Origin of the sequence: Haloarcula sp. KBTZ06, assembly GCF_048595605.1 — an archaeon.
Classification (GTDB): domain Archaea; phylum Halobacteriota; class Halobacteria; order Halobacteriales; family Haloarculaceae; genus Haloarcula; species Haloarcula hispanica.
Map to the genome: position 1 here is coordinate 131,021 of NZ_CP184340.1, position 22,968 is coordinate 153,988.

The following is a 22,968-nucleotide window of genomic DNA, read 5'->3' on the forward strand; positions in this document are numbered from 1 at the left end:
AAATCTATTTGAGTGCAATCCGCTTTGTCTCGTTTTTTCCGCACTTCAGACGGTCTGGCTCCAGTCCCACGAGAATCTAACGGGCCGTCTCATTTTGATTCGTCGACCAGCGTTTTGAGTTCCACCAGCCGCGGCAGTTCTGTGACGCCGCTGAGTACGACCAGAACCGACAACGTGTCCCGGTCCGGCGTCGGCATATCGCCGCTCCGTACCTCCGGTGACTGCAGTTCCTCCGTGAGCCATCGCCGCCCGTCGGTAACGGCATCCCGGATCAACCACGCGGGCGGCCCGGCAAACACGGCCAGGGCTCTGTCGACCGAATCCAGCTCGCACTGGGCCGTCAGTTTGCCGCGTACAGCGCGGCGAAGTGTCGTCTCGACGGCGTTGTATGCCTCGATTTCGTCGACGTCGTCCGAGTTGTCGCCGAGAAAACGGTTCTTGAGCTGGTCTATGACTGTCTCGTCACTGCCGCCATCGTCCGCTTGCAGGTCCTGACTGGCGTAGCCAAGCGTAGTGAAACCCGAATCCGAGAGGGTGTTGATTATTTCGCTGGCGTCGACGACGCTCTGGCCGACTGCGTCGGATGCCGTCGCCTCACCCGCTGCGAATAGTGCACCCAGCCGTGTCACGACAGTCTCGTTCAGCGTCTCGGCGGCCGTCTCGACCGTCTGTCCGCTTCCGAGCCACGCTTCGTTGTCGAACAGTATCTGCCCGTCGACGGTCGGTTCCAGCGCTCGAAGTGCTTGGATGGTGTTGGCGGCTGCTTCGTCGTCCCTGCCGGCGGGTAACACCGACAGGCAGTAGACCGGGATCGTGTAAATCTCTCTGAGTGCGTCGGCAATGTGGGCCGTAGCGCCACTGCCCGTCCCGCCCGCAAGTCCGGCCACGAGGACGAGAGCGTCGATATCGCTCGTTACCAGTTGGTCTATCGGCCGGCGCACTTCGAGCCGTTCGTCTTCGATGGCGGCAGTACCGTTCGTCCGGTCCCCGTTCGTTCCGGCCCCGTTTGTTTCGGAGAGCCCGAAGGCATGCCGCCGGTCGTCCGGAAGTGCGTCGAGTTCGTCGAGCGCTTCGGTGTCCGTATCGACGGCGCAGGCCGCGCCGAGATACGTCGTCTCGCGGCGTTCGTTGTCCTGCCACAGCCGCTCGACGATCCGTCCCCCGGCACCACCGATTCCGACTGCCGCGACTCGCATACGTCGTGTTTAGTGTCGGCTGACATTAATAGTCCGACTCGGTGCGAGGCAACCATTGGGACTTCGTAGTATGATGATTTACAGCGGAAGCGACAGGGGAACTTCAGGAGCGCCTCTCGGGGCTGGTGTTCGGGAGCGATACTGTCATCGGCTGGTGACCAGAGGCCTTTCGTACGGCAAGCGCTGAGAGGGGCCGTGTCACAGGACCTCGCCAACGAACCATCCGATTCCCTGTCCGTCACCATCTCCGGCGGGTCGATGGGCGGCCTGTTTACCGGCATCGCTCTCGACAGTGCAGGCCACGACGTGACGGTCGCCGAGCAATCGGCCGGCGACCTCCGAAGTCGCGGCGGCGGCATCGTCGCCCAGCAGTCGATCCGACAGTTCCTCTCACGACACGACATCGTCGACCCGGCGACCATCACCACCCGAGCCAGTGAGCGGCGGTTTCTGACTGCTGACGGCGATGTACGGACGTCGACACCGGATTCGATGGTGTTCACCTCCTGGGACGCCGTCTACCGTCAATTGCGGGCGGCGTTCCCGGACGACCGGTACCACGCCGGTCGGACTGTCACCAGTCTCAGGGCCACAGACGGCACGGTTCGATTCGCCGATGGGGACCGGACCGCGGCCGATCTGGTCGTCGCTGCCGACGGCGGGCAGTCGACGGCCCGTGCGCAACTGTTTCCCGAGACCGAACCGGAGTTTGCCGACTACGTCGCGTGGCGTGGTGTCGTCCCGGAGGCGGACGTTTCGGATGCAGTCATCGACGCGTTCGACGGCCGCTTCACGTTTTATCAGGGAGAGCGAACGCTCATCCTCGCGTACTTCATCCCAGGCGGCGATGGCAGCACAGCACCCGGTGACCGCCGTCTCAACTGGGTCTGGTACGACACACTCCGCGGGCGCGAGCGTGATACTATCTTTACCGACACGACAGGAGCAAGCCAGCAGTTCAGCGTGTCGCCGGGGCACCTCCAAAACCCGGTCGAAACGCGCCAGCGCGAGCGGGCGACCGAGATACTGCCGCCCGTGTTTGCCGACCTCGTTGCAACAACAGCAGCGCCTTTCGTGCAGGCGATTTACGACCTCCGGATCCCCCGGATGACAGTCGATAGGGTCTGTCTGCTCGGTGATGCGGCGTTCGTCGCCCGCCCACACACTGCCGCTGGCACTGCGAAGGCGGCCAGCGACGCCGTCGAACTAAAAGCCGCTCTCGACCGCCACAGTTCGCTCGGAGACGCGCTGGCGTCATGGGACGACGCCCGGACCGACTACGGAGAGCGTCTCGTTGCGCAAGGCAAGCGAATGGGCGACGAACGGTTGTCCCTCGGGAGTTGATGGACTACCGTTCTGCGTGTCTCGGGTCTGGGTGCAGTACTGGCTCTTCGATTGCGGGCTGTCTTCTCGCCGTGTAAGAACGAACGGTATGTTACTTGTCTATGGCTCCGGTAATCAGCGTATGACACTCGTTGTGCCGTTCGACGGCTCCGAACTGGCCGAGGCAGCACTCGTTCGGGCGACGGAGTTCGGCACCGTCTTCGAAGAGGACGTGTTGGCCATCAGCGTTATTCGGAACGAGAATGCCAAGTACGCCCGAGAACGCGACTGGATCGGGCCGAACGAAGAATTCGATCTGGAGACAGTCGTCACCTCACTGCACGAGCAGGTGATGGACCTGTGTCCGAGTTCGGATTTCCGACATACAGTCGTGGATCGGTACGCGCCGGCCGGATCGGTGGCGAAAGCCATCCGTAAGATGGCCAAGAGAGAAGGCGCGTCAATGGTATTCATCGGAAGCGAAAACGCCGGCCACCTAGTCACGAGCATCAGCAGTGTCGGCGGGTCGATTGCATCGGACGACGCCTACGACGTCGTCATCGTTCGCCATCGGAACCCGTCCAAGATCGCCCAGCTCAGGAACACGTCCCCGCACAGACAATCGAAATCCGATTTTTATCTCCCGGAGTAGGTACCGATAGTCTTCGGCAAGTCAATACTGTTGGCTGTAACTATTTTAAGATATTCGCCACCCCGGGTGGCGAAATTCTTTACAGACTTACAGCCGACAGTAAAGTATTGAAAACAGAAGCCCGTCCTTAGACCCTTTTTCGCCGAATATCTTCGTGCCCCGTCTCACCAATTGGGAACCTGTAGTATCGTTCATTTAGCAAAGGCCGTGGGTCCCACGTATGCAGATACGCGCTGTCCAACGGAGTGATGTCCGGTGAAACTGTCACGGCGGGACTTCCTGACCGCGGCTGGCGCAGGGACGGTCGGCGCGCTCGCCGAAGGTGCTTGGGGCGCGACACAGTCCACGGAACCGATAACGAGCGTGGACAACCCGCTCAAGTCCTATCCGAACCGGGACTGGGAGCAGGTGTACCACGACATCTACGCCTACGACGAGGTGGACTGGACGGTGTGTCACCCCAACTGCACCCAGTCGTGTGCGCTGAACTTCTACATGAAAAACGGCGTCCCGATACGGGCCGAGCAGGTGTATCACAACGAGGAACCCTCGGTCGGGCCGTCGGGCTATGAGGACGCCGGCGTCAGCCAGCACTGGAACCCCCGTGGCTGTATGAAGGGGCTCTCCCTGCACCGCCGGACGTTCGAGCCGTCGCGCATCAAGTACCCGATGGTCCGCAAGGGGTGGGACCCCGAGGACCCTAACCCCGAGGGCCGCGGCGAGGACGAGTTCGAGCGCGTCTCCTGGGACGAGGCCATCGACCTCATCGCCGAGAAGATGGCGAACTTAGAGGACAACAAGCGGTTCCACATCTTCAACGCCATCAAGGCAGATGGACTGTTCACCCGGCACGGCTCGGGCCGCCGACTGGCGTCCATCTTCGGCGGCTGTGAGTGGACCGAGTACGACTGGTACGCCGACCTGCCGCCAGGCCACGTCATCACCACTGGTTACCAGACATCCGATTCTGACGCCGTCGCCTGGCGCAAAGCCGACTACACCATCATCCAGGGGAAGAACCTCATCCACAACAAGCTCGCAGACAACCACTTCCTGCAGGAGACCCGCGAGCGCGGTGGGAAGATGGTCGGCGTCTACCCGGACTACTCGCCGACGGTCCAGAAGTGTGACCGGTGGCTGCCGATCCGCCCCGGGAGCGACCCGGCGTTCGCCCTCGGCATGGCCCACGTCATCATGGCCGAGGAACTGTACGACGCCGAGTTCATGCGGAAGTTCACGAGTCTTCCCCTACTCATCCGGGAGGACACGGGCAAATACCTTCGCGCACACGAGGTGTTCGAGGACGTCGAACCGCCCGCGGAGGACATCGACGAGCAGCACGAGCACAACGACTGGGGCGACTTCGTGGTGCTGGGTGAGGACGGCCAGCCCGTAGCGATGACCCGCGAGGAGGTCGGCGAGGAGATGCCGACCACGCCGCAGCTAGACGTCGACAGCGAGGTGGCACTGACCGATGGCTCGACCGTCGCCGTCCGGAGCGACTTCGCCCGCCAGCGGGACAACATCATCGAGAACTACGACCCGGAGACGGTCGAGGACATCACCACGATTCCGGCGGACAAGCTCGCCCAGACGGCGCGGGAGTTCGCCGACGCCGAGAAGGGCCAGTGGTTCACCGGCGAGGGGATCAACCACTGGTTCCACTCCAACGACGCGCTCCAGCGGGCGGTGTTCCTCGTCCAGGCGATGCTCGGGAACATCGGCGACGCCGGCCAGGGGTACTACAACTACTCCGGCCAGTACAAGATCGAACTGCTGGACGGGTACCCCCACTACGTCAACCCGGACGGCAACGCCGCCCACGGGATGTATCCGGGCTACGCCTTCGCCTTCTTCGGCGGCGAGAAACTCGACCCCCACGAGATTCGCGGCGACTTCGACCGCGAGATGGACCTCGTCCCTCAGGGCGACGCCGAGGAGCCGGTGATGCCGAAGAACGCCGGCTCGTACACGATGTCCAAGCCGTCGATCCTGTGGACGATGAACTGCAACCTCCTGAACCAGACCAAACATCAGGAGCACGTCATCGAGAACTTCGTCAAACACCCAGACACCGAGAACGACCTGTTCATCGTCTCGGACATGCACATGACCTACTCCGCCAGACACGCCGACATCGTGCTCCCGGTGCCGTCCTGGCTGGAGTGTGAGTACCCCGACATCACCATCGGGCCGGAGAACCCGTTCGTCCAGATGGACCACGGCGTGATGGACCCCATCTACGACACCAAACAGGACGGGGAAGCCGTCGCGATGGTCGCCGAGAAACTGGACGAGAAGATTCCGCCCGAGGAGCGAAACGTCGACTCCTACCGGGCGTACTTCGAGGAGTTCCTGGAGGAAGACGGCGACGTCAAGAACTACATCCAAGAGACCTTCGACCGCGGGATGACGACCCAGAGCATCGACGTCGAGGACTTGGAGGACGGCCCGGAACGGCTAGACCTCAAGACCTATCCGCGGATTCCGTTCTACTCGCAGGTCCACGAGGACCGACCGTTCTACACGAAGACCGGCCGGATGGAGTTCCACAAGGAGGAGGACCGGTTCATCGAACTCGGTCGGGACGACATCGACCACGTCGAGAGCGTCGAGGGGACTCCCTACGGCGTGAACAAGAAGTGGGACGAGGCCAAGGACGAGGAGAACCCGCTGTATCACGACGAGGGCAACCAGTTCTACTACAACACCCCCCACCCCAAGTACCGGACCCACTCCTCGTGGGGGATGACGGACTGGAACCTCATCTGGGCCTCGCGGGACTTCGGCAGCGTCAGCGGCGACCCGGAGGGGACCGACCGGTTGGTCGATGACTTCTCGTTCCCCACCGGGGACGGCGAGTCCGAAGACGTCGCGCCGCTCGGTGAAGCGTTCGTCGAGATGCATCCAAGCGACGCAGCAGACATCGATGTAGAGAACGGTGACTACGTCCGCATCACCGGCAAGCGCGGCGACCTCGTCGTCAGGGCGATGGTCAGCGAGCGTCAGCGCCCGCGGTCGGCCGGCGACATGGGACAGCTGACGCTGTGGCACGGCTGGTGGCCCCAGCACTTCCCCGACGACGAGGCCGACGAGGACGGCGTCAAGGGGTACAACACGATTACCAACATCTGGCTCGATCCGCTGCAGGAGACCGACGACCTCGTCCACAAGGCGGTGTTCGGCGACCCCAACGTCTCCGACATCGTCGACGAGGACATCGCCTGGCACGGCGCGGAACTGGAGCACGGCTACGAGGAGACGGTGTGGGCTCCGACAGGGACCAACCGGGACGACCTCGTGGACGTGGAGAAGTACGAGGAAGCGGACTGGTGGCCCGGCGACGCCCGCCGGGACGACCTCGTCGAGGACTACATCGGCGGGTCCTTGCAACCCAGCGGTAGCGGCTCTGGCAGTACCAGCAGGAAGACCCCAGGAGGCGATGACTGATGGCACAAACGTACAACCCACAACTCGGCCGCGAGCACAGCTATCCCTACGAACACCGCGAGGAAGAGCGGGACTACCACTGGGGGATGGTTATCAACACGAACCGGTGTATCAACTGCAACACCTGCTCCTTTGCCTGTAAGTCGACCTGGACCAGCGGCGAGGGCGAGGAGTACATGTGGTGGATGAACGTCGAAACCGAGCCCTACGGCGGCTACCCGATGGGCTGGGACATGCGGCTGCTCGACGATTTAGAGGCCGACCAGACCATCTTCGACGCCGCCGACAACGGCGAAAAGGTCCACGGCTACATCGCCGAGAAGCAGGCCTGGGAGTACCCCGCGCTGGGCGACGATCAGGTCCACGGCGAGTACCCCGAGGGCGAGGTCGTCGAGTCCGACCTGGAGAACGACGAGTACCACGACATCTGGCAGTTCTACCTCCCGCGGCTCTGTAACCACTGCAAGAACCCGGCCTGTCTGGCGGCCTGCCCGCGGAAGGCCATCTACAAGCGCGAGGAAGACGGTATCGTCCTGCTGGATCAGGAGCGGTGTCGCGGCTACCGCCGCTGTGTGAAGGCCTGTCCGTACCACAAGCCGATGTACAACCCCGAAACCGGCATCACCGAGAAGCCGGTCGGCTGCTACCCCCGCATCGAGGAGGGGAACGTCCCGCGGTGTGTCTCCTCCTGCATTGGGAAGACGCGGCTCCACGGCAACATCAACCGCGGGCCGGACGCCGGGCCGGCAGGGGGCAAATCCTCCGCCGCGTCGGGGCGCTCGCCGATCAACTACCTCGTCCACTCCGACGAGAAGGTGGCCCTGCCGCTGTACCCGCAGTTCGGGACCCAGCCGCAGGTGTTCTACATGCCGCCGTACCACGTCCCGCCGGAGTTCCTGACCCAGATGTTCACGCCGAACACCGAGGTCAAAGAAAACGAGTGGCCGGGCGACACCTACGAGGAGTCGGTCCGCATCGTCCAGGAGCGGGCTCGCAACCCCAGCCACGAAGTGCTTGGCATTCTCCAGTTGTTCGGCGCGACGACGCGGCTCATCGAGACCTACAACGTCAAGGAGAACCGCGTGAAGGGATGGGACCGCAACGGCGAGAAGGTCGTCGACGTACCCATCGAGGAGCCCATGGAGGTCCGCGAGGGCGAACAGTGGACCAACCAGCCCTGAGGTGCGTACAATGAAGAACACGCCACAACACCACACGCGACGCGCCGCGCTGTACGGGTTCGCCGCGACGGCCTTCCAGTACCCCGATGAGGCCGTCGTCGCCGATTTACAGGACGAGGCGGTACAGGACGCCGTGCGACAGGCCGGGGTCGAACTCGGGCTCGACAGCGAGGTCGATGCGCTGCTTGACGCGCTGGACGGCGTCGACCGGGACTCGCTCGAACCGGCGTACAATCGGCTGTTCGGCCTCCCGGGCGACGGGGGGACCTATCCGGTCGTCCCCTACGAGGCCCACTACACCACCGGCGAGGAGGTCAACGAGAGCCAGCGCCGCATCGCCACGGTCGTCGGCCTGCTGGAGGAGTTCGGCCTTGAAATCAGCGACGAGTTCGACGAGCGTCACGACCACGTCACCGTCGAACTGGAGCTGCTGCAGGTGCTGGCCGCACAGCGGGCGGTCGCCCTCGACGGCGGCGACGACAAGACGGCCGTCCGCCTCGCTCGTGCGGGTGCAACGGTGTTAGACGAGCACCTCGGTGACTTCGTCCCCGCGTTCGCTCATCGGGTCCGGGAAACCGTCGACGGTGGCGGCAGTTCCGACCGGGACCTGCCCGAGACGAGCGCCGTCTACGCCGCCGCCGCGGGGCTTGCGGCGGCCCTGGTCGAGTTCGACGAGGCGAGCCATCCCGATCCGGTCTCGCCCGGCACGGGGGTGAGAGCCGATGGTTGAACTCGACTACGAGGCGGCCCGCCGGGCGACGACAGCAACGGCAGTCGTCATGGCGCTTCTGGTCGCCGGACAGATGGCCGTCGCGGCGGCCGTCACCGGTGGCCAGCAACCGCTGGTCGCGACCGACGAGGTGCCCCAGACCGCCGAGAGCGACCGCTGGTCGGAGGCTCCGTCCCGGACCGTCTCGCTGTCGAAACAGCAGATGGCCGTCCCCTACGGCGGCGGGAGCGTCGACGAGATGGAGGTGCAGGCGCTGACCAACGAGACCCACGTCGCCTTCCGGCTGACCTGGACGGACCCGACGAAAGACACGAACATCCGGTCGCCGAAGAACTACAGCGACGCGGCGGCCGTGATGCTCCACAGCGGCGAGAAACCGCCGATCACGATGGGCGCGGGCGGCGACCCGGTCAACATCTGGTACTGGCGGTCCCAGTGGCAGTACGGGAACGACAAGAACGCGGAGTGGAGCAACGATATGTACGCCTACCCGCACCCGGACGAGGAGACCAAACCGGGGCGTGCGGCCGGGAACCCGCTATCACAGAGCCAGTACGAAAACTACGGCCAAAACTACTACGCGGCCGGCTACGGGTCGCTGAGCAACGCGCCACAGCAGAACGTGAACGCACAGGGGACTCGCAACGGCGACGAGTGGTCCGTCGTCTTCGTCCGGGAACACACCGGCGAGGGCCAGCATGACGCGGCGTTCCGCCAGAACGAGACGATGTACCTCGCCTTTGCCGTCTGGAACGGGAGTAGCGACGAGGTCAACGGCAAGAAGTCACTGACGATGCAGTACAGCACGCTCGACACTGAATCGGGCGAACTCACGGCACCCGAGAGCGGCGGCAGCGGGGACAGTTCGAGTTCAGGTAGCGCCGCCAGCGGCGGCGGTTCCAGCGGCGGCGACTCCAGTAGCGGCGACGGCGGTTCGGGCGGCAGTAGCAACCCGCTGTACACGTCGCTCGGGACACTCATCGCGGCAACGGTCGCCGGCTGGACTGTCCTCTACTGGAGGCTAGCGCGATGAGCTACGAGAACTGGAGCGCACGCGGTCGGACGCCGGGCGAGACCGAGACAGAGGTCCGAAGCGCACTCGACGCTCCACAGGTCCGGACTCGGCAGGACGCCGCCATCGCACTTGTGGATGCGGCCGAGTCCGGCCTCGACCGGGAAACGATTGACGCGCTGGGAGAGCGCGCACTGGAAGACGACGACCCCGAAGTGCGGCAGTTCGCTGTCGAGGCGCTGGGTGTCGCCGGGGCCGCGCCGGCCGTCGTCCGGCAGGCGCTTGACGACGCCGAACCGTGGGTCCGGGCCGAAGCCGTCGTCGCCCTCTCGCGGGCCGGCGGCGACGCCGACCAGCTAAGAGGGGCGCTGGACGACGACAGCGGGTGGGTCCGACGGAACGCCGTCATCGCGATGGGCAAGCGCGGCGACGCCGACCAGCCGCTGCTGGTCGAGTGTATCAAGACCGACCCCCATCCGGCGGTCCGGGAGTACGCCGCGCAGTTCCTCGGCGGCGTCGCGGAGGACGTGCCGGAGGCCGAACGCATTCTGGCCGCGATGCTGGCCCGAGAGCCGAACGCCTTCGCCCGGGCGAAAGCCGCCGAGAGCCTCGGCGAACTCGCGACCGACCGCGCGGAGCAGGCGCTCGAAGCCCACGGCGTGACCGACCAGAGCGAGGACGTCGCCCGCGCGGCCAAACAGGCGCTCGCGAGCGCTCGCGGGACCGACCCCGAGGAGCTAGATGTCGAAATCGGGCCGCCGTCGGCCCCCGGTAGCGGGCCGGACACGCCCGCGGAGCAGTCCGTCGATGGCTACGACCCCGCCGGCTCCTTTGGCTCGGCCCGATCCGGGAGCGGGTCACCGGCCCCCGGCGGCGCGCCCGGGTTCGAGCCCCGGCGCGACCTGAACACCGACCCGGAGGACAGGACCTGACGATGCCATACGAACTCGACTCGACCGGCACGGCAGCGGAACAGGACGGGAACGAGACAGAAACCGACGAGGGCGGCGGTCTTGAGTCGTCGCTGGGCATGACCATCCCGGAGGACCACGTCGGTGCGTTCGTCGCCGAGGCGCTGGAGGACCCCGAGCGAGCGACGACCTGGACCGACATCGTCGACACGATGGTCGCGCCCGTCGCCCGGGATGCCTGGGCGGAGTTGTCCCCCATCGAACAGGCGACCGAGGTGCTCTCGAAGGCGGCCGAGTTCGACCGGCGGGCCATCGAGCACTTCGAGGCTGTCCCGCTGGACGGGGACCTGAGCGAAGCGGAGACGGACATCGACGAGGGGCTGCGGTGTCGGCGCAACGCCGACACGTTCCGGGACGGCGTCGCCGCCGCCTACGGCGACGGGCGGCTCGACGACGACGGCCTCGTCGACGCCCTGGAAGCCGCGGAGTTCGATACTGAGATCATCGCCAGGCGCGAGGACCTCATAGAGCGTATCGACAGCGTGTTCGAAATCGACTACCGCCCCTACGGCGGCACGTTGATGGACGACGACGATGGTCCCGAACCGGAAACCGAACACGGGGAGACGTGGTAACATGTCCGGAGAGCAGCCCGAACCAACGGAAGACGCTGTCAGGGACGCGCTTCGGACTGTGGCCACGCCCGAGAGTGACGAGGACGTGATCGCCGCGGGGCTGGTAGCGTCCGTGGCTACCACTGACGGGACCGTCAGCGTGGAGACGGCGCTGTCCGGCATGGACCCTGCCACGGCGGACGCGCTCGCCGACCGGATGCGGGCGGTAGTGCTAGAGTGTGGCGGTGTCGAGGCAGTCCGCATAGAGACGGACATCGCAGAGCCGGACCACGGGACCGTCGTGCCCGGCGTGGACCAAATCATCGCCGTCGCCAGTGCGAAAGGCGGCGTCGGCAAGACCACCGTGGCGACCCAGTTGGCGCGCGGACTGGCCGCGTCCGGCGAGCGGGTCGGCCTGTTCGACGCCGACGTGTACGGTCCGAACACGCCGGAGTTACTCGACATCGGGGGGCCACTCGGCTCGACCGAGGACGGCCGCGCCGAGCCGGTCGAGGTCGACGGCCTGCAAGTCGTCAGTGTCGGCCTGATCGCCAACGACGAACCGATGGCATGGCGCGGCGCGATGGCCCACGAGGCCGTCGAGGAACTGCTGACCGACGCCGCCTGGGACGTCGACACGCTGGTGCTCGATCTGCCGCCGGGGACCGGCGACATCGTGTTGACGACGCTGCAGTCGTTCCCCGTCGACGGCGCGGTGTTCGTGACGACGCCGTTTCCGACCGCGGCCAGTGATACGGAGCGCTCGACGGCGCTGTTCCGCGAGGAGGGCGTCCCGGTACTCGGAGCCGTCGTCAACATGGCCGGGTTCACCTGTCCCACCTGTGGCGACGACCACGCGCCGTTCGGCAGCGACCCCGACCTCAGTACGGACGTACTCGCGGAGCTCCCCATCGACGACTCGCTTCGCTCGACCGAGGGAGACGTCCCAGCAGCCTTCCGGGACCTGGGCGACGACGTACGCGAAGCCCTTACGGACCGGACGACGGTGACGGTTCCCGAGACTGCGCTCGACCTTCGCGGCGTCCCCGACCGGGCGCGTATCGAACAGGTTCGCGCGGAGTTCGGCGCGCTCGCTCCCGGCGAGTCGCTCCATCTCGTGACGGACACCCGTCCGGGCGACGTCAGCGGAGCCCTCGAAGATCTCACCTCGGCACCGCCACGGGTGGCCGTAGAACAGAAGCGGTCCGGCGTGTGGGCGCTACAGATATTCAAGACCGCCCCTGACCCAGCCGAAGACGTACCCTGCTAACCGACGGTCGAACACCCGGGTTACCGGACGCCTCCGATTCGGTTTTCCCTATCAACTAAGTGGTGTGGCCGGTTCGAGATGATATATGACTCTCCGCACCGACGGGAGGGGTGTTTCTCTACCGTCGCTCGACTCGACATTTTCTGACGACGAAGTGACGATGGTTCTTACTAGATGCGGGCTTCTCGTTGACAGAGCGGAGACGCTCGCTCGACTGTACGCCCACCATCGGGACTGGACGGTTGTCGAAGAGAAGTGGATCGAAGAGCGATTCGACGAGCGCAGCACGCGTGGGAGTTCGAAGGGCATTTACCGAGCTCTCAGTTCGCGGTTCAAGACCGCTGGCAGCGAACTTCCCTCTATTGTCCAGCTCCCCTCTGTACTCGACCGGTGTGAGACGGTGCGTGACAAAGCGCAGGTGTTGTATTTCTATTTGCTGGAAGACGACCCCCTCGTGAAGTACACGGTGCATCGATACGTCGACCGCCTGCAGGAGTCCGGTGTCGGCGGGCTGGGCTTCGAGCAGGAGACGATAGAGCGCCTCCTGAGCGAGTTCCATTACGAGGACGGGAGCGAGTTTGACTATGCTGAATCGACGACGCGCCGGTGGGGAGAGGGGCTCCGGTCGGTGCTGCGCGATATCGGTGTTCTCGACACACAACAGACCTTGCAGGGACAGATCCCAAACCTCGGGTCGACGCCGTTACTCGTCGCATCAGGCTACTCGTGGGAGATCCACGGCGACGACTGGCTCTCCCAGCCGACCGGCTGGCTCTACCTCTTCCAGCCGGACCAGTACTGGGACGCCCTGGCCGAACGCGTGAGCGACGATCCGAACTGGGAAGCGAGCGGGATTCACGGTGAGTTGCGACTCCAGCCGGTCGATGACACGTACGGCTGGGCTGAACCGTGGGAGGGCGAAGTGTGACGGACGAGGGCTGGTTCGCTGCCGACGTCGGGAGCGATTTCGAGGAGTCCGTGCGCATCGACCGCGAAGACGACGGGCGGGATCATCGGCTGGAATCGATCGACACCTACCACGTAACGGAGGAGTCCGCGGAGTTCATATCCGACTTCTTCTCACGGCTACTCGGTCGGTCCGAGGATATGCGGTCAGGCGCGAACTACTGGCTCTACGGGTACTACGGGAGCGGAAAGAGCCACCTCCTCAGCGTGCTCCGCGGACTTCTTGACAGCGAATGGCTGCGACAGCGGGACGATGTCTGGGAACGGCTACCCGACGGTCGGTCGCTAGAGACGCTCGAGTCAACGTGGTCATCGATTCACGAGGAATACGAGGTCATTCCGGTCTCGGTGAACCTCCTGAAGCATCAGGGCCAGAAGAAACTGAGCTTCAGCGAGATCGTCCTCCGAAGCGCCCACACGTCGGAACGGCTCACTGGTGCAGAGGGAGGGCTCTCCTCGCAACTCGACGTTGCCTTCTTCGAGGACTGGTACCGGACGACCGACGCGTGGGCCGACCGGACCGCCAACACCCACACGGCACTCCGGGGTACGGTTGACAGCCCCGAGAAGTACAACTGGGAGGACGTGCAGCAGTACAACGCTCTAGCCGACGCCGTTCTCCCGACACTATTCGAGCAGGAGACCGGCACGGCGGATGGTCTAGATGACCTGATGCCGTCGGATCTCGACCCACAGGCGATGGTCGAGCGCCTCGAACAGTTGCGGAGCGATCGCGAAGCGGAACTCGGCCGCCCGGTCAAACTCGTGCTGTTGCTCGACGAGGTCAGTCTCTTCATCGGGACGGATTTCGACCGCCTCACCGAGTTGCAGACGCTCGCGGAGAGCGTCGACGAGACCGGCGACGGTGACATCCAACTGGTGGCGACAGCACAGGCCAAGATCGAGGACGTCCAGCCGCAGTTCGCGGCTCGCGGGGCCGACTTCAGCATCGTCAAGGACCGGTTCCCGCATCGGTTTGGCCTGCCGAGCCGACACGTCGGCGAAATATCGACGCAACGGCTACTCAAAAAGTCGGAAGCCGGGAGGGAAGACACGGAGCGCGTCCTCGACCGTACCAGCAACGAGCCCGAGACACTGCTCGTGTACTCCGGTATCGAACAGAACACCGAACCACCGCTCGACAACATCGATCGCGAGCGTCTCATCGAGTTCTATCCGTTCCTCCCGTATCAGCCACCGCTGTTTCTCGAAATTCTCTCGAACCTCCGGCAGGAGGCCCACGATCCGGCAAAGTCGATTTTCTCGGGAACCGCACGGGCGATTCTGGCCCTCGTTCACGGCCTCCTGCAAGAGTGGCTAGAGGCCGGCGACGAGACTCACGTCATTTCGCTTGTCGACTTCTACGACCTCATCGAGCCGGAACTCGATGACATTACGCCACAGGACGTGGGAGTCATCGAGGAGATCGAGGAACAACACGAGGCAGGCGAACTGGAGGAGATCGACGTGGCTGTCGCGAAGGCCGTGTTGCTCCTCCAGCACATCCCGGACACGATTCCGATGTCCGAGCGGAATCTCGCAGTCGCCGTGTTGAGCGACCTCGACGGCCCGACCCAGTTCCAGATGGAGAACCGCGTCGAGGACTCGCTCCAGCGGCTTCGGAAATTCATCCGTCCGACGCACGACGAAACCGGGCCGAAGTACGCGTTCACGCATCCGGAAGAGCGCGAGATCATCGAAGCCGCAGAGCGGAACCTCGACAACCCGGACTGGCAGTCCATCATCGAAGCCGTGGACGGGTATCTCTGTGACGACATCGTGCGTGACCTCTCGCTCCCGACGTCGGCCGAGTACGGAGAGACTGGCGAGCAGTACCCCGTTCGCTACGGGTTCAGTATCGACGGGATAGAACTCGACACGACCGTCGACGCTGCGGACGCACTCGATGTCGAGGTCGCCGTCAGAGGTATTTCACCTGCGGCGACAGACGTCGACCACGACGGCGACCCGCTCGAATGGACGATCGGTCAAGACGGGCTCGACGACCTCCGAGATAGCCTCATCGAGTGGTGGTCACTCAGAGATGCCGTCGGAGACCACACGCTCCCACAGTCTGTCGAACGAGATCTCTCCGATCGCGCGGCTCGCGTTCAGAGCAAGCTCGTCGGGGCTCTCGATAGCGGGGCATTCGACGTCAAGGATCGCGGCGACCAGATCGGGGGCATGGGCTCGGGAGTCGAGGAGTATCTCGACGTCACCTATCCCGACGACTTCCATCCCGTAATGTTGCAGGTCGGGGACGAACACTTACAGGAGCTCCAGGGACTCTCCGCCCAGGACCCGCTCCCTGCGTGGGCCCGGCAGATCGATGTCGCGACAGAAGACCCCGAAACGCACGGCGGGTCGATCCAGAACAACGTACGCGCCTTCACCGGCCGACAGTTGAAGCAACGCGGCGGGAACCTCGCGATGGCGACGATCCTCGACGGCATCGTGAAGAAGAAGCCGATCTACGAGGACGCTCGCCCGGCGCTGTGTGCGATTATCTGGGGGCTCTGCCGGAAGGGGGACTTCCTGCCCGTCGACGAAACGGGCGACTCCCTCGAACTCGACGCCGTCATCGACCTCAACAAACTGACGACGACGCGTCTCAAGATCGCGGGGAGTGGCGGTGTCCGAGGGATTCTCCGCGAGGGCGGCTTCATCGACTCGACGGAGACCATACCGGACGGAATCGTCAGGCTCCAGTCCGCGAACGACACGCTCGCGGGTCGACTCGGGAGTCTCGTAGAAGACGTCAAACTGGTCGCCGAGAGTGACATCCAAACGCGAGCCGTTCGCACCCTCCTCGAGTCGTTCGTGGGGGCGCTCGAAGCCGAGCAGCAGAGCGCTATCGACCGAAGAGAGGCCGTCAAGTCACGCGATACCGACTGGGCGGCAGTCGTCGAAGCAACCAACGACGCACAGGGATGGTACGACGACGCCGAGGAGGTGTGGAATTTGCGCCTGCCCGCGCTCACACGAATCGACGCGCAGCTAACGCTCGCCCAGCAGTCGTACGACTGGCTGACCGAGGAGTGTGACACGGCCAGCCAGACGCTCCGTGGGAGTATCGACGGCTACGGGGGCGAGTGGTGGACACACGATGGGTGGGATCGGTTCAACGACGCCCAAACCACCGCACCGGCGCTCAACGACGCGATCGGGACCGCGTGGGACTCGTTCCGAGAAGAAACCGGGGTCGATGCGTTCGTCGACGAGTTACAGGCGCATCCGTGGATCCAGCCCCTGAGCGAGTTCGAATCGAACGTTCGGCCGGCTTTCGAGAGTGAATACATCACACCGCTCCGCCGCGCCGCATCGTGGTACGCTGACGTCTCGAACGCAGTGTCGACGGTGACTGGCGGAACGACCAACGCCGAAGCTGACGACTTCATTCGGGCAACGAACGCACTCCTCGACAACGACCCTCTCGCCGTGGTTGCCGGTAGCGACATCGGCGATTTACGAGCGACGTTCGAAGAGCTACAGACACTCGTTGGGGAGCAGTCTCCCGCGGACGTCACGGCGATCGGGGTGCTCCCGTCGGATCGCGAATCGCTTGACTCCGAACTGGAACGGCTCGTCGAACACCACGAACTCAGTGTCGAACGGACTGAAACGGGGGTTATCATCCGATGACGACCAAACGTCCCTTCCGGGACTTCACGGACCGGATCGCACAGTTCGCCGACGGGCGACGGGGCATCCGAAACCCGTTCGTCATCGTTCCCGTCCAGCCGAAGTACGAGCGACGCGTCGCCGAACGGCTCACCGAGTGGGCGACGAACCCGCATCGAACCGAGGAGTTCCCGGACGACGGGACCGTCCAGATCCTCCGGTTAGACGAGGCGTTCGTCGAAACAGAAGTCTTCGAACTCGCAGTTGACCTCGGGAAGCACAGCCAACCAGCGACGATCACCGAGACGATGCAAGACCGGCTAGCGGCAGAACTGGTCGGGATTATGCTCGATAGGATCGAGGCACCGGGCGAGCAGCGACACGTCGTTCTCCTCACGCATCTCGGCAGCCTCTACCCGTTCACGCGTGCGTCGGAGCTCCTCGACGAACTCGACCGTCGCAACGTCCAGTCCACTATCGGTATTCCGTTCCCCGGAGATATCGTCGGTGGGAAGCTGAGTTTCTTCGGCGAGGAATCGCGTAACTACTACCCGGCCCACCAGATCGAAGGCCGGGTTGAGGGGGTGCATCTCCAATGAGCGACACACATATTCACGACATCTTCCAGCAATCACCGACTCGCGAACTCGAAGAGGTCCAGAAGGTAAACGCCAGAGCGCAGGCCGAAAACGACGTCCGCGAGTTCTACGAGACCGACAGCGCTCGCGACGTACTGACCACGCTGGGGGACCTCGTCGACAAGTATCCACACGAGCAACCGCGTTTCCTCTACATCTCCGCGACGTTCGGGTCGGGGAAGACACACCTCCTGAAACTCATCGGGTTCGCCGCCGATACCGAATCGGAGTTCACCGATCTCGGCGAAGAGCTGGCGAACAGGTGGCCGGGGTTCCAGTCGTTCCGACAGAGCGTCGCTGACTCGCACGTCGACCGGCTGAAACCCGTGTTCCTGAACCTCCTCAACCGGGACGCAGCACAGGAGCCGCCGCTCCCGTATCTCATCTACGAGGCGATCGGCCGCGAACTCGGCTATCCGACTGATCCGAACTGGCTGCTCGAGTGGGCGTGGCAGCTCGACATGAACCACGGTGACTGCTGGGAGCGGCTACAGCAAGTCGAGCACGACGGACAGACGTTCGAGGATGTGTACGACGAGCGGGCGTCGCTACGGAGCTGGCTCTACGACGCCGTTCCGACGCTCGATGACTCACCGTTCGCGTCTCGGGCAGAGGTCAAGCAGTCGATCGACGACGCCATCGCGGAGGTCGATCCCGACGAGTTCGACCCCGACGAACTCGTCGACCGCATCGAAGCGGCGCAAGCGTCGCTGAGCACGCCGGAGACCGAGACGGAGTTGCTGATCGGGCTCGACGAGGTGGCCCTGTTCATCGGCGATGGCCGCCATCGCTACAGGGAGTTCCAGGAGACGATGGAAGCGCTGACTGAGCTCGGCGTCGGGCCCAATCCCCCGGTCATCGGGACTGGACAGTATCCGATCGAGCGTATCCACGGTGAGTTCGACGATACGGAAGTCACGGAGCAACCGTGGTACGGTGCCCAGGAACCGTTGGAGGGTGCCGACACCGAGATCATCGTCCGGAAACGGTGGCTGCAGAAGGATGTCGAGGGCGGACAGGCCGTCGAGACCGCACTCCGGGAGATGCCCGACCTGACACTCGATGCATACACAGATATCGCCGGGGCCGATCCGGACGCAGTCGAGTCGTACCCGTTCCGGGAGTACGACCTCGGGTTGCTCCGGACGGTGATCCAGCAACTGATGCCGCGTGGACGCGTGACCGAAGAGGAGTACGTGCAGGGTCGGGCGTTGCTCATCCTCGTCCGCTCGCTGTTCACGCGGTTCGAGTGGGGCGACAAGCGGGTCGGTGCCCTCGTCACATGGGACGAACTGTACGACCTGCTGGTCGAGGAGACGACGTACGTCCCGCTCTGGGTACAGGAGATGGTCGAGAACAAACTCGTCCCATCGGCCGGCGGCGACGAGAACGCGTTCTCAGTTCGGGTGGCAAAGGCGCTGTACCTGCTGAATCAGGTTCGGTCCGCGGTGCCGTCGACGCCGGCGAACCTCGCCCGACTGATGGTCACGTCGACCGACGAGTCGTTCGAGTCCGTCCGGGACGATGTCGAATCGGCGCTGTCTGCCCTCCTCAAGGATCGGAAGGTGCTGACGGAGACGAACGACCGCGGCGACGAGGAGTACCTGCTGGTCTCCGAGGAACAGGAGGACATCCTGACGCGGGCGAAGACTCGCGCACAGCAGATTCCGTCGCATCGGCTGTCGGCCAAGTTGGAGAACTCCATCCGGGAGGGAAGCGATCGCTTGCTCTCTGCTGGCAGTCGACACGAAGTGGATTTCGAGGGAGAGCGCAAAGTCCCGCTCCGATTCGGCTACTCCGTCCTGGACCCGATCGAGCAAGCACCGACGCCGGAGTTCGACGCTGTTCGTGTTCGGCTGGTCGCGAACCGCGACGCCGAGATCAGCGACCAGGTTGCTGCGTGGCAGGCAACAAACGAGGGGTGTGACGGTGGTGAGCATATCCTCGTCGCCGTCAGTTTACAGCAATCGACAATCGACCGCCTGCGGGACGTGATGGGGATGCAGGAAGTGCTCTCGGAAGAGACGGACACGTATCCGGACCTGGAGTCCGATCACCGCGACGAACAGCGGGCACTCGAATCGACGATTCGCGAGCAGCTCGAAGAAGCGGACGTCTACGTCCGGACGGGCGGGACGAGAGGGCGGTACGAGGACGCATTCGAGCAGGTCGTTCAAACGGAAGTCCAGTCCGTGTTCAGCGGAACGCGGTTCGTCCTGACGAACGGTATCACGGAAGTCGACGACGCCAAGCGGATGGCACAGTTCTTCCGCGGTGTCGCCGACTGGCCGCTCACGAGCGAGGACGCTGTCACGCTCGGGGTAGATACAGACCGCGCCGAACTCGCCGACGGCCGGTGTCAGGAATTCCTCGACGAGTACGCGGACACCCAGTCGCTTCGTGCGGAAGACGTGCTTACCCAGACTGTCCAGCGTGGCGGCGCGTATCGCGGGACGCCCCAGGAGTCGATCTCGGCACTGCTGATCACGCTCGCAACGGCCAACGAGATCGCACTCCGGCGGGACGACGAGTACATTACCGAACCCGAGGAGATCGGCCGAGCGGTCAGAAACAAGACGAACCTGACCGAGGTACAGATCCGCTTCGAGTCGATAGGCAAGATCGATCCAGAGCAGATTCGGGACACTGTCGAGACGCTGATCGGCGATGAGCCGGACGGGACCGACCCCGACGCGTGGCTCTCCGCGTTAGCCGAGTGGGGTGACGAGAACAGCGTGCTGGTGAAACGCGTCCTGCGAGGCGTCAGCAGGGAGTTCGGCGACGGCGCTTCGCTGGACGAACTCGAAACGGCGCTCCAGCCCGCGCTCGGGGGCGAATCGCTCGAAACGGATGCGTTCGCGTCCGAGACGGTCGAACGGCAGTCCGAGCGGTTCGCTCGGGCCAGCGGGCTCTTCCAGCCGAGCGAAGACGGCCAGTCCCTCTGGGAGCAGTTCAGCCAGCGGACAGTGGAGATGAAGCGGCGCTACCCCGGTCCGGACATTACGGGGGAGATGCAAGCAGTCATCGGCGGGGACGAAGTGCCAGATGCCGACCGGCTTCGAGCACTACTCGAAGAAGCTGACACGCACAGGCGTACCGTCGTCCGTGCGCAGTACGAACGCATCACGGGCGGACCGCCGATGGACGAGGAGCCCGAGAGCGTGGTGTCCAGTCTCGCGACGTGGCTCTACGCACACGACGGGAGCAGCAAGGAAACCGCGGACCGCGTCGCCGTCGAATTCGACGGCGTAACCATCGACGACCTCTACGATCTCTTCGAGACGGCGTGGCGGGGTGACTCGTTCTCCGAGGAAGCCCTCGTCGACCCGACGGTCGTCCAGCAGGCCAAGCGGTACGAGCGGGCACGGCGGCTCCTCGAAACATCCGGTGGCGAGGCCTCGCTCTGGTCGCAACTCCGGGACGCGTCGAAACGACTCGCGGAAGACCATCCGAATCACCCAGTCACGGCCGACGTGAGCGAGATGCTCAGCCGGTCGCAGCCGCCGAGTGTCGACGATGTAGAGCAACTCCTCGATGCGGCAGAGAACCCCTTCGAGGTAGACGAGCGACTCGAGGAACTCGCCAGCGAACTGCAGTCCGAGTATCCCGACCACGATCTCACCCAAGAGGTCGTCAATGCAGTAGAGGGAACCAGCCCGCCGAGTGAGGAACGCGTGGGTGAATTGGTCGAAGACGCCGAGCAGTTGCTCGACGGTGTTGACGAGCAGCTGCGACGGATTCGGGAGACCATGGATGAACTACCGGATGGCTCTGTGATGGTGATCGAGTCGCTCGACTGACGGTCTGGTGTTGCAAAACACCGAATTCATTTATATTCAATTCGCAATTACGCAACACAGGGCCGTAATCACGGTCGAACCGACGTGCCCGTCCAAATTCTCTCCCATTGTTACTGGTGGCTCCAAAGGATTATCATGCGTCTGTGATTCTATCTCGACATCATGCTTAGAGTCGGGGACAAGGAAGACGTTTCCACGTTAGAAACGGTCTCCCTGAAGGAAGAGGGATTTCGTGAGGATGACCTCCGAGAGTGGATTATCAATAGTCCCGAGAGCATCCTCGGAGAGGACTTTCGACTGGTCGGACGGGAGGTCTCTGTAAAGCAGATCGGCGATGGCATCGACCTTCTCGCCATCGACCGAGACGCTAACGTGGTCGCTATCGAACTCAAACGAGGCGCGCTAAAGCCGAAGGTCGATTTTCAGGGACTCAAGTACGCCGCCTACACCTCGCACTGGGATTACTCCAAACTCCGCGACCAGTTCGAGAAGTTCAAGTCCACGTCGTGGGGTCGGACGCTCTATGAAGAGGAAACCACGTTTACCGAGGTGCTTGACGAGTTCTGCAACGAGGACTACACGCTCAATCAGGATCAGCGAATCGTCTTCGTCGGTGAATCCGTCCGCGAGCGGCTGGACATCGTGCTCCGGTGGCTCAGCGACAGATCGATCGACATCTCCGTCATCGAGTTCCAGCTCCTCAAGGACGGCGACCGGCTGTATCTTGACGCAGAGCAGACGATCCCGACACCAGAACACACCGTGACGGACGTAAGTCCCGACACCTCTGACGAGCCGTGGAAGGAGGACGGACAGAGTTGGCACCTCAACGAGCGTTCAAATGAGGAAACAGCCGGTTTGCTGGAAGACGTCACAGCCGCGCTGCAGGAACTGGAGTTCCTCAACGGGCCGGAGTGGGGGCAGAAGCACTACGTCGCGTTCAACAAGGGCCGAAAACGTCGCATCGCGATCCGGACGAAGCGGACGCTGTTCCACATCGACCTGTACGACGTCGATACGGCGTCGCTTGACGCTGCGGAGATTGCGGATGCACTCGGGATCGATGCCGAGTCGGTTGCAGTCAAAGAGGATATGCGGGGCAGTGGCCGAAGCGGAGTGAGAATCACCTGTAACCCGAATCAGGAGATCGATTTTGACGCGCTTGAATCTCAGGCTCGGGAGATACTCGGCGAGACTACCGAGTGAGATAGAGGGCAGCAGAGGCTGCAGCTCCACTCTTTTCGAACCTAGCACCGGGTCGGCTTTCCGCTGTGTCGGCCTTCTGTTCACGGAAGGCGCTTAGAATGCTGCGCTGTGGTTGTTAGAATCCGCTATTATCGGCCAGTTCCAGAGCTTTCATCCCCGCAATAAGGATCAGCGCGATGATCGAGAAGAACCCTGCAAGCTCAAAGAGCGCCATCGGGTTCTCTACGAACCACCAGAAGATTGGTTCGAGAAACTCGATCCCGTAGAAGTCCGCAAGTATCTTCGATATCACGGCACCGAAGACGGCTATCAACAGTAGATACAGGAAGTACCGAAGCTTCCGAGGGCCGGCGAAGGCATCTACCATACCTCAGCTTCCACATTTTGGCATAAATGCT

At 63.6% G+C, this 22,968-nt stretch carries 16 protein-coding genes; 14 read left to right on the forward strand and 2 right to left on the reverse strand.

Annotated features, from left to right (window positions below; genetic code table 11):
- Positions 1–89: 89 nt before the first annotated feature.
- The gene (locus tag ACNO8S_RS19045; RefSeq protein WP_064287195.1) at positions 90–1,196 is read right to left on the reverse strand and encodes a tubulin/FtsZ family protein; all 1,107 of its coding nucleotides are present in this window, start codon (positions 1,194–1,196) and stop codon (positions 90–92) included.
- Positions 1,197–1,454: 258 nt separating this feature from the next.
- On the opposite strand from ACNO8S_RS19045, the gene ACNO8S_RS19050 reads away from it, so the two are divergent.
- From ACNO8S_RS19050 to ACNO8S_RS19115, 14 genes are all read left to right on the forward strand, one after another.
- Positions 1,455–2,540: an FAD binding domain-containing protein gene (locus tag ACNO8S_RS19050; RefSeq protein ID WP_420183127.1), complete on the forward strand. Its 1,086-nt coding sequence runs from the start codon at positions 1,455–1,457 to the stop codon at positions 2,538–2,540.
- A 121-nt stretch (positions 2,541–2,661) separates the two neighbouring features.
- Positions 2,662–3,171, forward strand: coding sequence for a universal stress protein (locus ACNO8S_RS19055; RefSeq protein WP_064287194.1), 510 nt, complete (start codon positions 2,662–2,664; stop codon positions 3,169–3,171).
- A 255-nt stretch (positions 3,172–3,426) separates the two neighbouring features.
- Positions 3,427–6,621: a molybdopterin-dependent oxidoreductase gene (locus ACNO8S_RS19060; protein WP_151104054.1), complete on the forward strand. Its 3,195-nt coding sequence runs from the start codon at positions 3,427–3,429 to the stop codon at positions 6,619–6,621.
- On the forward strand, positions 6,621–7,802 hold the full coding sequence (locus tag ACNO8S_RS19065) for a 4Fe-4S dicluster domain-containing protein (protein ID WP_064287192.1): 1,182 nt from the start codon (positions 6,621–6,623) through the stop codon (positions 7,800–7,802). The genes ACNO8S_RS19060 and ACNO8S_RS19065 overlap by 1 nt, the downstream gene beginning before the upstream one ends.
- Positions 7,803–7,812: 10 nt before the next feature.
- A complete protein-coding gene (locus tag ACNO8S_RS19070; RefSeq protein ID WP_420183111.1) occupies positions 7,813–8,532 on the forward strand; it encodes a TorD/DmsD family molecular chaperone in 720 nt (239 codons plus the stop codon).
- Positions 8,525–9,565, forward strand: coding sequence for an ethylbenzene dehydrogenase-related protein (locus ACNO8S_RS19075; RefSeq protein ID WP_014030948.1), 1,041 nt, complete (start codon positions 8,525–8,527; stop codon positions 9,563–9,565). Before ACNO8S_RS19070 ends, ACNO8S_RS19075 begins: the two co-directional genes overlap by 8 nt.
- On the forward strand, positions 9,562–10,476 hold the full coding sequence (locus ACNO8S_RS19080; RefSeq protein WP_064287189.1) for a HEAT repeat domain-containing protein: 915 nt from the start codon (positions 9,562–9,564) through the stop codon (positions 10,474–10,476). The genes ACNO8S_RS19075 and ACNO8S_RS19080 overlap by 4 nt, the downstream gene beginning before the upstream one ends.
- A gap of 2 nt (positions 10,477–10,478) precedes the next feature.
- Positions 10,479–11,090: a hypothetical protein gene (locus tag ACNO8S_RS19085; RefSeq protein WP_420183112.1), complete on the forward strand. Its 612-nt coding sequence runs from the start codon at positions 10,479–10,481 to the stop codon at positions 11,088–11,090.
- A gap of 1 nt (position 11,091) precedes the next feature.
- Positions 11,092–12,339 carry a P-loop NTPase gene (locus ACNO8S_RS19090; protein ID WP_420183113.1) on the forward strand — a complete coding sequence of 416 codons (1,248 nt, stop codon included), beginning with the start codon at positions 11,092–11,094 and terminating at the stop codon, positions 12,337–12,339.
- A gap of 85 nt (positions 12,340–12,424) precedes the next feature.
- Entirely contained in the window at positions 12,425–13,267 is an 843-nt protein-coding gene (locus ACNO8S_RS19095; RefSeq protein WP_420183114.1) for a hypothetical protein, read from the forward strand.
- A complete protein-coding gene (locus ACNO8S_RS19100; protein WP_420183115.1) occupies positions 13,264–16,947 on the forward strand; it encodes a hypothetical protein in 3,684 nt (1,227 codons plus the stop codon). Before ACNO8S_RS19095 ends, ACNO8S_RS19100 begins: the two co-directional genes overlap by 4 nt.
- Positions 16,944–17,525: a BREX protein BrxB domain-containing protein gene (locus ACNO8S_RS19105; protein ID WP_420183116.1), complete on the forward strand. Its 582-nt coding sequence runs from the start codon at positions 16,944–16,946 to the stop codon at positions 17,523–17,525. Before ACNO8S_RS19100 ends, ACNO8S_RS19105 begins: the two co-directional genes overlap by 4 nt.
- On the forward strand, positions 17,522–21,364 hold the full coding sequence (locus ACNO8S_RS19110) for a hypothetical protein (protein WP_420183117.1): 3,843 nt from the start codon (positions 17,522–17,524) through the stop codon (positions 21,362–21,364). Before ACNO8S_RS19105 ends, ACNO8S_RS19110 begins: the two co-directional genes overlap by 4 nt.
- A gap of 162 nt (positions 21,365–21,526) precedes the next feature.
- Positions 21,527–22,570 carry a hypothetical protein gene (locus tag ACNO8S_RS19115; RefSeq protein ID WP_420183118.1) on the forward strand — a complete coding sequence of 348 codons (1,044 nt, stop codon included), beginning with the start codon at positions 21,527–21,529 and terminating at the stop codon, positions 22,568–22,570.
- 115 nt (positions 22,571–22,685) lie between these two features.
- On the opposite strand, the gene ACNO8S_RS19120 is transcribed toward ACNO8S_RS19115, so the two are convergent.
- The gene (locus tag ACNO8S_RS19120) at positions 22,686–22,937 is read right to left on the reverse strand and encodes a hypothetical protein (RefSeq protein ID WP_420183119.1); all 252 of its coding nucleotides are present in this window, start codon (positions 22,935–22,937) and stop codon (positions 22,686–22,688) included.
- Positions 22,938–22,968 lie beyond the last annotated feature (31 nt).